The sequence below is a fragment of the Streptomyces sp. CoH27 genome (assembly GCF_020181035.1).
Lineage (GTDB): Bacteria > Actinomycetota > Actinomycetes > Streptomycetales > Streptomycetaceae > Streptomyces > Streptomyces camelliae.
Genome location: NZ_JAIQYY010000002.1, coordinates 314,797 through 328,492 on the forward strand (window position 1 = coordinate 314,797; position 13,696 = coordinate 328,492).

Sequence of the window (13,696 nt, forward strand, 5' to 3'; positions counted from 1 at the left end):
TTGCCGCGCCCACGCGGCGCAGCCGCGGATCGACACAGCCCCGCGCCCCTTGGGGGCACGGGGCTGTGTCGTGTCTCAGCGCGCCACCGCCAGCCGCAGCGTGCACACCTCGAACGGCCGGAGCCGCACCGGCACGGCGTTCCCGTCCGTCCGGGCCGGTTCGAGCGGGCGTTCCAGCAGGTCGGTGATCTCGGCCCCGGCCAGCGGGAACCCGGTGCGCAGGACACCGCTCGCGCGGCCGCCCCGGGACTCGTACAGCCGGACCACCACATCGCCGGATCCGTCGTCGGCGAGCTTGACCGCCTCCACGGTCACGCCCTCGCCCTCGGCGGAGACGACCGGCTCGGGCTCGCCCGCCGAATCGGCCACCCGCAGCGGGAGGTTGAGGGCGTAGCCCTCGGCGACCGCGTCCTCGATGCTCGCGCCGGGCAGCAGGGCGTAGGTGAAGCGGTGGCGGCCCTGGTCGGCCTCGGGGTCGGGGATCCGCGGGGCGCGGACCAGGCTGAGGCCGACCCTGGTGGTCGTACCCCCGTCCTCGCGGACCGTGCGGGTGACGTCGTGGCCGTAGGTGGAGTCGTTGATCACCGCGACCCCGTAACCGGGTTCGGCGATGTGCACCCAGCGGTGGCCGGAGACCTCGAAGCGGGCCGCCTCCCAGGTGGTGTTGGTGTGGGTGGGCCGCTGGATGTGGCCGAACTGGATCTCGGCCGAGGAGTGCGCGGCGCGCACGTCGACCGGGAAGCCCGCCTTGAGGATCTTCTCCGTCTCGTGCCAGTCGATGTCCGTCTCGAAGTCGACGCGGGCGCTGCCCGCGCGGACGGTGATCGTCTGGGTGATCCGGGAGCCCTTGCCGAAGGAGCGGACCACGCGGATCGCGCCGACGAGCGGGGTGTCCTCGACCACGGTGACCGAGTCCGGCTCCAGCAGGTCGGTGTAGCGGTTGCGGTAGTGCTCGTCGATGTCCCAGGCGTCCCAGTAGTTCGGCAGGTCCGTGTGGAGACGGAGGAGGTTGCCGGGACCGGCGAGGACTTCGCGGCCCGCGCGCAGATCGAATACAGAAGACAGTGTTCCGTCGTCTGTCACCTGTACACGGACGATCCCATTTTCCATGCACCGCCCGCCGCTCACCGTCACCGGGTGCGGGGGCTCGGCCGGGTCGAGGGGCGCGGAGCCGTTCGCGGGCACCCGGACGTACACCGGTGCGCCCTCGGGGGTGCGGACCACCTCGGCGCGGTCCCGGGGGCTCGTGTTGAACACGCGGGGCGCACCGGTGCCCAGGGCGGCGATCGCCTCGCCGGTGAGCGCCGTCAGCTCCCCGGCCACGCGGGCGTACTCGGCCTCGGCCTCGCGGTGCACCCAGGCGATGGAGGAGCCGGGCAGGATGTCGTGGAACTGGTGCAGCAGGACCGTCTTCCACAGCCGGTCGAGCTTCTCGTACGGGTAGGCGTAGCCCGGCGCGTGCAGGGCTGCCGTGGTGGCCCACAGCTCGGCCTCGCGCAGCAGGTGTTCGCTGCGCCGGTTGCCCTGCTTGGTGCGGGCCTGGGTGGTGTACGTGGCACGGTGCAGCTCCAGGTACAGCTCGCCCACCCACACCGGGGCGTTCGGGTACTCGGCCCGGGCCTTGGCGAAGAACGCGTCCGGGTGCTCGATCTCGACCTTCGCCGAGCCCTCCAGGTCCTTCAGACGGCGGGCGCGTTCCATGATCTCGCGGGTGGGGCCGCCGCCGCCGTCGCCCCAGCCGAAGGGGGCGAGGGAGCGGGTGGCGCCGCCCTTCTCGGCGTAGTTGCGTACGGCCCGGGACATCTCCTCGCCGCTGAAGCGGGCGTTGTAGGTGTCGATGGGCGGGAAGTGGGTGAAGATCCGGGTGCCGTCGATGCCCTCCCACCAGAAGGTGTGGTGGGGGAAGGTGTTGGTCTGGTTCCAGGAGATCTTCTGGGTGAGGAACCAGTCGTTGCCGGCGAGCTTGGCCAGCTGCGGGTAGGCCGCGGTGTAGCCGAAGGAGTCAGGCAGCCAGACGCCCTTGGTCTCGATGCCGAAGTGGTCCATGAAGAACCGCTTGCCGTGGATCAGCTGGCGGGCGAGTGCCTCGCCGCCGGGCAGGTTGCCGTCGGCCTCCACCCACATGCCGCCGACCGGCGCCCACTGGCCCTTGGCCACGGACTTCTTGATCCGCTCCCATACGTGCGGGTAGTTGTCGCGGACCCACTCGTACTGCTGGGCCTGGGAGCAGGCGAAGACGAACTCCTCGTACTCGTCGGCGAGCGCGGTGACGTTGGAGAAGGTCCGGGACGTCTTGCGCTTGGTCTCGCGGATCGGCCACAGCCAGGCGGAGTCGATGTGCGCGTGGCCGACGCCGGAGACGATGTGCGCGCTGGCGTGGGCGGGTTTGGCCAGGACCGGGCGCAGGGCCTCGCGTACGGCGGTCGCCGAGCCGGGGACGTCGTCCAGGTCGAGCAGGTCCATGGCCCGGTCGAGGGCGTGGGTGATCTCGTGCCGGCGCGGGTCGTGCTCGCCGAGCTCCCGCATCAGTTCGCGCAGCACCTGGAGGTCGAGGTCGAGGTGCCAGACCTCCTCGTCGAGGACGGCGAGATCGGCACGCCGGAATGTATACAGTGGACGGTCGCCTGCCGTCCGTACATCGCCGAGCGGAGTCGGTGCCACGAATTCGTTCGCGAGGATGTCGGGGTTGGAGGCGGCCTCGACCAGGTAGTCGATGACCTCGCCTCCGGTCGCCGGGTTGGCGATCGGCACGTACTGGTTGAGCGGGTTGACCGCCTTCAGCGGGGTGCCGTCGGTGCGGTGGACGAGCGCCTCGGCCTGGTTGCCGGGCCAGTCGCCGGTGAAGCCGAGGTCGATGACGGCCTCGACGCGCCGGCCCGCCCACTCGGCCGGCACCCGGCCGTTCATCCGGAACCAGGTCGTGCCCCAGGGCGGACCCCATGGGGTGTCCATGGCGAACGGCGCGTAGGGGGCGGCCGCGGCCTCCTCGAAGGAGACCGGCTCCCCGGGCGCCTGCCAGGCCGCCACCTCCAGGGGGACGCTGGCCGCGTAGATCGCGGGCTTGATGCGCTGGTCGTGGAGGCGTGCGACACGCTCCTCGATGCGGCGGCGTTCGTCGTGCATGGGAAGTCTCCAGAAGAGAGTGAGAAAGCGCTTTCCGACCGCTGACTACTTTAGATAGGCCAGACCGGGATGGACCTCGGTGTACCCGTCGACCAGCCGGCGGGCCACGTTCACCGAGTCGACCAGCGGATGCAGCGCGAACGCCTTGACGGCCGTCGCACGCGAACCGGACTCGGCGGCCGCGAGCACCTCGCGCTCGACGGCCTTGACCGAGCAGACGAGGCCGGTGGCGTGGCCGGGCAGCGGGTCGACGGCGACCGGGTGGGCGCCGTTGGCGTCGATCAGGCAGGGGACCTCGATGACAGCCTCCGTGTCGAGCACCGAGAGGGTGCCGCGGTTACGGACGTTGAGGATCAGGGTGGTGCGCTCGTCGCGGGCGATGGCCCGCATCAGCGCCAGAGCGACCTTCTCGTAGCCGCCGGAGAGGTCGTCGGCGTCGCGTTCGCCGGCGCCGGCCGTCTCCCGGTTCTCGGCCATGTAGGTCGCCTCGCGCTCGGCGCGGGTACGGTCCCAGGCCTCCAGAGCGTTCGCACCCGGGTCCCTGACCTCCTCGTAGAAATGCGCCTGCTGGTCGCGCAGGAAGGCGCCGCGGGTCTTCTCGGCCTGCTGGTAGGCGCGGACCGCCTCGCGGTTGAAGTAGTAGTAGTGCAGGTATTCGTTGGGAATGGCACCGAGGGACCGGAGCCAGTCGACGCCGAAGAGCTTGCCCTCCTCGAAGGAGCCGAGCAGGTCCGGGTCGGCGAGCAGGCGCGGGAGTTCGTCGCGGCCCGCGATGCGCAGGCCGCGCACCCAGCCGAGGTGGTTGAGGCCGACGTAGTCGATCCAGGCCTCCTTCGGATCGGCGCCGAGAACCCGGGCGATACGGCGGCCGAGGCCGACCGGGGAGTCGCAGATGCCGATGACGCGGTCGCCGAGGTGGCGGGACATGGCTTCGGTGACCAGTCCGGCGGGGTTGGTGAAGTTGATGACCCAGGCGTCGGGGGCTAGGCGGGCCACCCGCTGGGCGATGTCGACGGCGACGGGGACGGTGCGCAGACCGTAGGCGATGCCCCCCGCGCCGACCGTCTCCTGGCCGAGGACGCCCTGCGCCAGCGCGACCCGCTCGTCGTCGGCGCGGCCCTCCAGGCCCCCGACCCTGATCGCCGAGAAGACGAAGTCGGCACCACGCAGGGCCTCGTCGAGGTCGGTGGTGGCGGTCACGGTGGGGGCGTCGGCGACGGTCGACGCCTGTTCAGCCAGTACACGGGCGACTGCATGCAGTCGACTGTCGTCGAGATCGTGCAGCACGACCTCGGTGACCCGCCCCTCGCCGCGGTCCGTCAGCAGTGCCCCGTACACGAGCGGCACCCGGAACCCGCCGCCGCCCAGAATCGTCAGTTTCACGCTTGAGCCTTTCCTGCCAGGACCACCTCGACACCGGCCTCCTCCAGGGCGGCCCGGGTCGCCGGGTCCACCGGCGCGTTGGTCACCACCATGTCCAGGTCCTCGGGACCACAGACCTTCGCCATGCCCGTACCCGGGAACTTCGCCGAGTCGGCAAGCAGCACGGCCTTGTCGCTCGCCTTGATCATGGCGCGCTTGACGGGCACCTCCACGACCGTCGTGTCCATCACCTGTCCGCCCGGGCGCACCCCGCTGGTGCCGAGGAAGAGCCAGTCGGCGTGCAGCTGCCGCAGGTTGTCCTCCGTGAGGAAGCCGACCAGGGAGCGATACTCGCGCCGGACCATGCCGCCGAGCAGCACCAGCTCGATGCCCTCGTCGTCGGCCAGTTCCTCGTACACCACCAGGTTGCTGGTGATGACGGTGAGGCGGCGGCCGTGCAGCTGGCGGGCGAGCCGGAAGGCGGTGGTGCCGATGTCGAGCAGCACCGACTGGCCGTCCTCGACCATCGCCGCGGCGCACGCGGCCAGCGCGTCCTTCTCGGCCACGCGCACCTCGGCGACCTCGGCGAAGGGCTGGTCGCCCTCCTCGACGACGGCGCCGCCGTGGACACGTGTGAGCAGCCCGTCCTCCTCCAGCTTGACCAGATCGCGTCTGATCGTGGCGGGGCTCACCCCCAGCCGCTCGGAGAGGTCGGTCACAGCTGCGGGGCCGCCGGAGCGCAGGGCCCGCAGGATGAGTTGGTGTCGTCGTTCTGCCAGCACGCCACGAACACTACTCGTCATCTTCAATCAAATCTATGCTCACTTCTGCTCGGGTATTGACCAATCTCGCAGAGCAGCGCACGATTCCGGTCATCGAAAATGACGAGTTTTGACGAGAGGCTGTGCGCGTGGACGACGACAGGCCCGATGTGCTGCTGACCGGGCTGCTCTTCTACGACCTCGTCCTCACGGGGCTCCGGAAGCCGCCGACGCCGGGCGAGGAGATCTGGACGGCCGGCATGGGCTGCGGCCCGGGCGGCATCGCCAACCTCGCCGTGGCCGCGTCCCGGTTCGGCCTGCGCACCTCGCTGGCCACGGTCTTCGGCGACGACTTCTACGGCGCGTACTGCCGTGGCGTCCTCGACGAGCAGGAAGGCGTCGACCTCTCGCTCTCCCGTGTCGCGGACGACTGGCCCACCCCCGTCACCGTCTCGCTCGCCTCCGGCCACGACCGGGCCCTCGTGACCCACGGCCAGGAACCCCCGTACTCGCAGGACACACTCATGGGCGACCCGCCCGAGGCGCGCACGGCCCTCGTGCATATCGAGGCCGAACCGCGCGAGTGGCTCGCCAAGGCCGCCGCGAACGGCACCCGGATCTACGCCGACGTCGGCTGGGACCCGGCCCAGGAGTGGTCCTCGGACCTGCTCGACCAGCTCGCCCTGTGCCACGCCTTCCTCCCCAACGAGACCGAGGCGATGGCCTACACCCGCACCGACAGCGCGACGGCGGCCCTCGGCACGCTCGCCGAGCTGGTGCCGGTGGCGGTGGTCACGCGGGGCGGCGACGGCGCGATGGCCGTCGACCAGACGACCGGCGAGTACGCGGAGGTCCCGGCCCTGGCCGTCGATGTCCTGGACCCGACGGGCGCCGGGGACGTCTTCGGCGCGAGCTTCGTCGCGGCCTCGCTCGGCGGCTGGCCGCTGGCGCAGCGGCTGCGGTTCGCGGTCCTGGCCGCGGGCCTGTCCGTCCGGCATCACGGCGGGGCGCTCGCGGCTCCGGGCTGGTACGGCGTCGACCGCTGGTGGCGCTCGCTGACGGACCCGGAACTGCGCCGCGCGTACGGCTTCCTGGCCGACCGCATCCCGGCCGACGTCGGCCCGCCCGTGCGCCACGCCCCCGTCACCCCGCCGGCCCCTCACCCGACCGTCGGCCCGCACGCCCGCGAACGGCGGCCCTGACCCTCGAACCCCCTCTCCACGTCGAACAGGAACAACAGGAGTGACCCGTGGACCTTTCTCGTAGAGGCTTCCTCCAGGCCGCCGCGCTCACCGCGGCCGCCTCCGGTCTGACCGTCGCGTGCGGCGGCGGCTCGGGCTCGGGCGGCACCAAGAACGGCAAGAACCTCACCCTGTGGTACTGGGGTGGCGCGCTCAGCGACAAGGTGGTCGCGGAGGCCAAGTCACACTTCGGCAGCGGGGTCGGGCTGACCGTCGCCTCCATCGGCGGCGACTTCAAGCAGAAGCTCACCACCACCCTCGCGGCGGGCAGCTCCGTGCCCGACATCACCGGCATCAAGGGCGAGGACATGGCGTCCTTCCTGCCCAACGCCGCCCGCTTCCTCGACCTGAACGACCTGGGCTTCAAGACGCTCTCGTCCCAGTACCTGGGGTGGAAGACCAAGCTCGCCCAGACCTCCGACGGCAAGCAGATCGGTTTCCCGATCGACATCGGTCCCACCGCGCTCTTCTACCGCGCGGACCAGTTCGAGAAGGCCGGGCTGCCCACCGACCCCGGCAAGGTCGCCGCGGCGGCCAAGACCTGGGACGACTACTTCGCGCTCGGCACCGAGCTGACGAAGAAGGCGCCCGGCACCTACCTCGTCAACAACATCGGCTCGGTGTTCACCATGGCCGTCGGCCAGGGCACCAAGCGGTTCATCGACAAGAACAACCACTTCATCGGCGACCAGGACCACATACGCGCCGCGTGGACCACGGCGATCCGCCCCTACACGCTCGGCATCGACGCCAAGATCAACGACAACAGCTGGAACGCCGCCATCGGCAAGAGCCTGACCACCGAACTCGGCGCGGCCTGGCACGCGCTGGACATCGAGCAGGCGGCTCCGGGCACCAAGGGCCAGTGGCGGGTGTGCGCGATGCCCGGAGGACCGGCCAACCAGGGCGGCTCCTACCTGGCTCTGCCCCGGCAGTGCCGCAACCCCGAAGAAGCCTTCAAGATCATCAGCTGGATCCTCAGCCCGGCCAACGACGCCCGCGGCTTCACCGACGCCGCCATCTTCCCCGCCGCCCCGGCCGCCTACTCGATGCCGGCCATGACGGGCCCCGACGCCTTCTTCGGCGGGCAGAAGATCATCGAGGTCTTCGGCCCGGCCGCCCAGGCCGTTCCGGACAGCTACGAGGCGCCCGCCGACGCCGCCGTCATGGCCCCCTACATGACGGAACTGACCAACGTCGAGGCCAAGGGCAAGAAGCCCGACGACGCCTGGAAGGACGCCGTCAGCCAGGCCAGGCAGATCGCCCAGCGCCAGGGGGTGAGCTGAGGTGACGTCACCTCCGGTCACCGGTTCCGCCGAGCTGCCCGGGCGCCTCGGCGGGTCGGGCCCGGCCCGCTTCCGCCCGCGGCGCACGCCGCCGGCGGGCAGCGTGCCGCCCAGGCGTCGCGGACTCCTGTCGTACTGGCGGCAGTACCTGGCGATCTCGCCCTTCTATCTGGTCTTCCTCGCCTTCTCGTTCTTCCCTGTCTTCTATTCGCTGTATCTGGCCTTCCAGCACTGGGACGGCCTGGGCACCATGCGGTTCGTGGGCCTGCAGCAGTTCCGGTTCCTGTGGAAGGACCCGGTCTTCTGGCTGTCGGTCCGCAACACCCTGGTGATCTGGGTCCTGTCCACCGTTCCCACCCTGTTCGGCGCCCTGGTGCTGGCGACGCTGCTGCACTCGGTGCGCCGCTTCAAGGGCTTCTACCGCATCGCCCTCTACGTGCCGAACGTCACCTCGATCGTCGCCGTGTCGATCTTCTTCGGCGCGGTGTTCAGCGACAACTTCGGCCTGGTCAACGCGATCCTCGGCATGGTCGGCATCTCGCCCGTGCCGTGGCTGAGCAATCCGTGGCTGATCAAACTGGTCATCGCGCTGCTGATGACCTGGATGTGGACCGGCTACAACATGATCATCTATCTGGCCGGCCTCCAGGCCATCCCCGCGCAGATCTACGAGGCGGCGAAGCTGGACGGCGCCGGGCCCGTGCGTACCTTCTTCCAGATCACCCTGCCGGTCATGCGGCCCATCATCCTGTTCACCGTCGTCATCTCGACCATCAACGGTCTGCAGAGCTTCAGCGAACCGCAGGTCCTGTTCGCCAGCAACGCCGCCAACGCGAACCTCGGCGGCCCCGGCCAGGCCGGCCTGACCACGCTGCTGTACTTCTACCAGTCGGCCTTACTCAACAACGACTACGGCTACGGCGCGGCCATCGTGTGGGCCTTCTTCGTACTGATCATGGTGCTGGTCGTCGTCAACTGGCGCATCGTGCAGCGCGGGAGGAAGTCATGACCGCGACGGACACGAGGCGGTCCCGGCGCCCCAGGGGCCTGACCGCGCACATCGTCCTGATCCTGGCCGTCCTGATCTCCGTCTTCCCGTTCGTGTGGACGATCGTCATGGCGACCAACACCACCCAGGACATCTACAAGAGCCCGCCGAAGATGACCCCCGGTTCGCACCTGCTGGAGAACATCCGGCATGTGCTCGACACCATCGACTTCTTCGGATCCATGCTCAACACGGTCGTCGTCGCGTGCGTGACCACCGTCCTGGTCCTGTTCGTCGACTCCCTGGCGGCCTTCACCTTCGCCAAGTTCGACTTTCCCGGACGCCGGGTGCTGTTCGCCACGCTGCTGGGGTTCATGATGCTGCCGCTCCAGCTGGCCGTCCTTCCGCAGTTCATCCTGATGTCCCACCTCGGCTGGGTCGGCACGCTCCAGGCACTGATCCCGCCCGCCCTCGCCAACGCCTTCGGTATCTTCTGGCTGCACCAGTACATCGAGAACGGCGTGCCGGACGAACTCCTCGACGCTGCGCGCATCGACGGCGCCGGGTTCTTCCGCCAGTACTGGAACATCGTGCTGCCGATGATCAGGCCCGCGCTGTCCTTCCTCGCCATCTACGCCTTCGTCGGCGCCTGGAACGACTACATCTGGCCGCTCGTCGTGCTCACCGACCCGGGCCACCTCACCCTCCAGGTGGCGCTCGCCCAGCTCCACGTCGGCCACACCACCGACTACAGCATGGTCATGGCCGGCGTGCTCATGGCATCCGTCCCGCTGGTGATCGTCTTCACGATCTTCGCTCGCGGCTTCATCGCGGGGGCCACGGAGGGAGCGGTGCAGGGCAGCTGATCCGGCGTGCGGTGGGGGCGGGGCGGGGCGGTCAGGGCCTGTCCGGAGAACGCGAGAGACGAGAGGGGAACGTGGTGACGGACGTCGAGGCCGGGGGAGGGCGGGCGCCGAGTGAGCGTGCGCGGGAGAGGACGGGACCTTCCGCGCGGCTGCCGTTCCCCCGTCACAGTGCCGCTGCCCCCGGAGGGGACGGCACCACGCACGGCAGGGTGCTCGTGGTCGGCATGGACGGGCTGCGCTACGACCGGCTGCCCCTCCCCCAGCCTCCGGCCGGGGGGACCCCCGTCTCGCTTCGCTCACCGTCCCACGCACCCGTGCTGCACGGCCTGATGGCCGCCGGCGCCCACGGCACCAGCCTGCTGCCGTACGGCGAGGCGGACGGACAGGCCGAGGGCGGGCCGTCGACCAGCATGGCCTACACCGACTCCGGGCCCGGCTGGTCGAGCGTGCTGACCGGGGTGTGGCCCGATCGGCACGGGGTGACCGGCAACGACTTCACCGGCGCCGACTACGCCCGCTACCCCGACTTCCTCAGCCGTGCCCGCACCGCCCGCCCCGGTCTGCGCACCGCGGCCGCGGTGTCCTGGCCGGAGCTGGTCCGCCGCGGCACCCTCGGCACCGCCATCGGCCACCGGGTGCACTACGACGGCGAGTCCGACGGCTACGAGACCGCGGACCGCCTGGTCGCCCGCACCGCCGAACGCTGGCTCACCGAGGAGGACCCGGACGCCGTGTTCGTGTACTTCGGCGCCACCGACGAGGCCGGCCACGCCACGGGCCCCCTCTCCCCCGCCTACGACGACGCCCTCTTGACCCAGGACACCCACCTCGGGCGGCTGCTGGCAGCGATCGCCGCGCGCGCCGACGAGCACTGGACCGTGCTGGTCACCACCGACCACGGCCACCTCGACTCCGGCGGCCATGGCGGCGACACCCGTGCCGAACGAGAAGTCTTCGTGATCCTCGCCGAGCCTGGCGGCGCCAGCTCCACCCGACTCGACACACCCCGCCTCGTCGACATCGCCCCCACCGTCCTGGACCGTCTCGGCATCCCCGTCGACCCCGCCTGGGGCCTGCGGGGCCGCCCCCTGCCCCGGCCCACCCCACCACCGACTCCGGAATGGTCATGACCGACGCACTGCCCGCCGATCCCCTGATCTCGCTGCGCCCCTGGGAGGCCCCCGAGGTGACCTCCTGGGGGCGCCTCCCCATGAACGCCGTCGACCGGCGGTCCGGCGCCCTCTCCCTGGACGGCGACTGGCAGTTCCAGCTGCTTCCCGCTCCGGACGCACAGGTGTCCGATGTGTGGTCGTCGGCACATGTTCCGGGTGTCTGGACCATGCAGGACACAGACGACCGTCCGCAGTACACGAACGTCCGTATGCCGTATACAGAATTCCCTCCGCAGTCGCCCGCCGCCAACCCGACGGGCGTGTACGAGCGCGAGGTGGAGGTGCCCGGCGAGTGGACCGGGCGCCGGATCGTGCTGCAGGTCGGGGCCGCCGAGAGCGTGCTGCTCGTGCACGTGGACGGGCGGCCCGTCGGCATCTCCAAGGACTCCCACCTGGCCGCCGAGTTCGACCTCACGGATGTCGTACGTCCCGGCGAGCGGTCGGTCGTACGGCTGACCGTGGTGAAGTGGTCCGACGCCTCGCACGTCGAGGACCAGGACCAGTGGTGGCACGGGGGCGTGACGCGGTCGGTACTGCTGTATGCGACCGACCCGCTGCACCTGGCCGACGTGAGCGTTCGGGCCGGATTCGACGGCGAGCTGCGCGTCGACTGCCGGGTGCGCGACGCGCGCGGGACACTGCCCGACGGGTGGTACGTCAGCGGTGAGCTGGAGGGCCAACTCCTCACCCAGGACAGCGAGTTCGACCGCGTCAACGTCGAGGACGAACGCGTCTCCGACTTCCTCGGCGAGGCCCGGATCCACACCACCGTCCCGGACGTGCGCACCTGGAACGCCGAGACGCCCGAGCTGTACGGCCTCACCGTCCGCCTGCACCGCGCCGACGGGACGGTCGCCGACACCTCGCGGCACCGCATCGGTTTCCGGGACGTCCGGATCGTCGGCCGGGACCTGCTGATCAACGGTGAGCGGGTGTTCATCCGGGGCGTCAACCGGCACGACTTCCATCCGCTGACGGGGCGGACGGTGTCGTACGAGGACATGCGCGCGGATCTCGTGCTGCTGAAGCGTTTCGGCTTCAACGCGATCCGCACCTCGCACTACCCGAACGATCCGACGCTGTACGACCTCGCCGACGAGCTCGGCTTCTACGTCGTCGACGAGGCGGACATCGAGTCGCACGACCACGCGCATGAGATCGCCGACGACCCGCGCTATCTGAACGCCTTCGTGGACCGGGTCTCGCGGATGGTGCTGCGGGACAAGAACCATCCGTCGGTCATCGTCTGGTCGCTGGGCAACGAGTCCGACTACGGCGCCAATCACGACGCGGCTGCCGGCTGGGTGCGGCGGCACGATCCGACGCGGCCGGTCCAGTACGAGGGCGCCGCCAAGCTCGACTGGGCGGCCACGGACGACTGCTCCGACATCGCCTGCCCGATGTACGCCCCGCTGGAGGACTGCGTCGCCCACGCCCTGTCGGGGCGGCAGACCAGGCCGCTCATCCAGTGCGAGTACTCCCACGCGATGGGCAACAGCAACGGCACCCTCGCGGACCTTTGGGCGGCCATCGAGTCAACGCCAGGTCTTCAGGGCGGGTTCATCTGGGAGTTCTGGGACCACGGCATTCTCCAGCGTGTGAACGACGGCAGACCGGTCGGGCGTGGGGGCGCCGGGCTGTATGACAACGGTGTCGCCGCGCCGGGCCACCGCTGGGCGTACGGCGGCGACTTCGGCGAGACCATCCACGACGGCGCGTTCATCGCGGACGGCGTGGTCTTCCCGGACCGCACCCCGAAGCCTGCCCTGTACGAGCACCGGGAGATCGCGGCGCCGGTGCGTATCGAGTGCTTCAAGCACGAGGGCATCGTCCTCGGCAACCACCAGCACTTCCGGGGCCTGGACTGGCTGACCGGCACCTGGGAGCTGTCCCTGGCCGACGGCCGGACGCTGACCGCACCCGCCGCACTGCCCGATCTGCGGCCCGGTGAGACGGCTGCCGTGCCGCTCCCCTTCGAGGTGCCGCGCGACGGCGGCGAGGCCTGGCTGACGCTGCGGGTGACCGTGGCCGAGGACCAGCCGTGGGCGCCGCGCGGCACCGAGGTGTGCGTGCCGCAGGTCCGGCTGCGCGGACCCGACGCGGCCGAGGACGCGCTCGTGGACCGGCCCGTCGAGGTCGACGGCGAGGGCCTGCTGGTCCATCCGCTGCTGGCGGCCGCCCCCACGCTGTCGCTGTGGCGGGCGCCCACCGACAACGACGAGCTGGGCGGCATGGCGGAGCGCTGGCGGGCGTGGGGGCTCGACTCACTCGTCCGCAAGGTCGTGTCGGTGCGCGGGGACGGCGGCCGGGTGACCGTGGACGCCGAGTACGCCGGCACGGTCGGGGTCGTCACGCACCGGCAGGTGTTCACACGGGTCGAGGGCGGCATCCGGATCGACGAACAGGCCGAGCTGCCCGAGCAGTTCGACGACGTGGCGCGAGTCGGCACGGTCTTCGAGACGCCCCCGGGCCTCGACCTGCTGGAGTGGTTCGGGCAGGGGCCCTGGGAGTCGTATCCCGACCGGAGCGCGGGAGCGCCCGTCGGCCATCACTCGCTGCCGGTCGACGCGTTGTTCACCCCTTATCTTCGTCCGCAGGAGAGCGGCGGCCGGCACGGCGTACGGCGGTTCACGCTGTCGGCGCCGGACGCCACCGGTCTCGCGGTCGTGCTGGACGAACCGCGGCAGATCTCCGTCACCCGGTACCGGGCCGAGGACCTGACCACCGCGGCGCACCACGACGAGCTCATGCCTCGTCCGGGCTGTGTCGTGCACATCGACGCGGCGCACCGGGGCCTGGGCACGGCCTCGTGCGGCCCCGACACCTTCCCCTCCTACCGCATCGCCCCGGGCATCCACCGCTGGAGCTGGACCCTGCGCGTTCTGTAACCCCCCGCC

9 protein-coding genes are annotated in these 13,696 nt (G+C 70.7%); 6 read left to right on the forward strand and 3 right to left on the reverse strand.

Annotated features, from left to right (window positions below):
• Positions 1–75: 75 nt before the first annotated feature.
• The 3 genes from LE548_RS04275 to LE548_RS04285 are packed head-to-tail and all read right to left on the reverse strand — an operon-like array spanning position 76 to position 5,267.
• Positions 76–3,123 carry a glycoside hydrolase family 38 C-terminal domain-containing protein gene (locus LE548_RS04275; RefSeq protein ID WP_225095251.1) on the reverse strand — a complete coding sequence of 1,016 codons (3,048 nt, stop codon included), beginning with the start codon at positions 3,121–3,123 and terminating at the stop codon, positions 76–78.
• Positions 3,124–3,168: 45 nt separating this feature from the next.
• Complete coding sequence (locus LE548_RS04280; RefSeq protein ID WP_225095252.1) at positions 3,169–4,506, reverse strand: 6-phospho-beta-glucosidase; 1,338 nt, start codon at positions 4,504–4,506, stop codon at positions 3,169–3,171.
• Positions 4,503–5,267 carry a DeoR/GlpR family DNA-binding transcription regulator gene (locus LE548_RS04285; protein WP_225095253.1) on the reverse strand — a complete coding sequence of 255 codons (765 nt, stop codon included), beginning with the start codon at positions 5,265–5,267 and terminating at the stop codon, positions 4,503–4,505. Before LE548_RS04285 ends, LE548_RS04280 begins: the two co-directional genes overlap by 4 nt.
• A 128-nt stretch (positions 5,268–5,395) precedes the next feature.
• Here LE548_RS04285 and LE548_RS04290 point away from each other — a divergent pair, with 128 nt between their 5' ends.
• The 6 genes from LE548_RS04290 (at position 5,396) to LE548_RS04315 (ending at position 13,687) form a co-directional block, all read left to right on the forward strand.
• The gene (locus tag LE548_RS04290) at positions 5,396–6,448 is read left to right on the forward strand and encodes a carbohydrate kinase family protein (RefSeq protein WP_225095254.1); all 1,053 of its coding nucleotides are present in this window, start codon (positions 5,396–5,398) and stop codon (positions 6,446–6,448) included.
• 47 nt (positions 6,449–6,495) lie between these two features.
• On the forward strand, positions 6,496–7,773 hold the full coding sequence (locus tag LE548_RS04295) for an ABC transporter substrate-binding protein (RefSeq protein WP_225095255.1): 1,278 nt from the start codon (positions 6,496–6,498) through the stop codon (positions 7,771–7,773).
• A 34-nt stretch (positions 7,774–7,807) separates the two neighbouring features.
• On the forward strand, positions 7,808–8,782 hold the full coding sequence (locus LE548_RS04300) for a sugar ABC transporter permease (RefSeq protein WP_308029883.1): 975 nt from the start codon (positions 7,808–7,810) through the stop codon (positions 8,780–8,782).
• Positions 8,779–9,627: a carbohydrate ABC transporter permease gene (locus LE548_RS04305; protein WP_225095257.1), complete on the forward strand. Its 849-nt coding sequence runs from the start codon at positions 8,779–8,781 to the stop codon at positions 9,625–9,627. The genes LE548_RS04300 and LE548_RS04305 overlap by 4 nt, the downstream gene beginning before the upstream one ends.
• A 224-nt stretch (positions 9,628–9,851) precedes the next feature.
• Complete coding sequence (locus tag LE548_RS04310) at positions 9,852–10,757, forward strand: alkaline phosphatase family protein (RefSeq protein ID WP_225095431.1); 906 nt, start codon at positions 9,852–9,854, stop codon at positions 10,755–10,757.
• Positions 10,754–13,687, forward strand: coding sequence for a glycoside hydrolase family 2 TIM barrel-domain containing protein (locus LE548_RS04315; protein WP_225095258.1), 2,934 nt, complete (start codon positions 10,754–10,756; stop codon positions 13,685–13,687). The genes LE548_RS04310 and LE548_RS04315 overlap by 4 nt, the downstream gene beginning before the upstream one ends.
• Positions 13,688–13,696 lie beyond the last annotated feature (9 nt).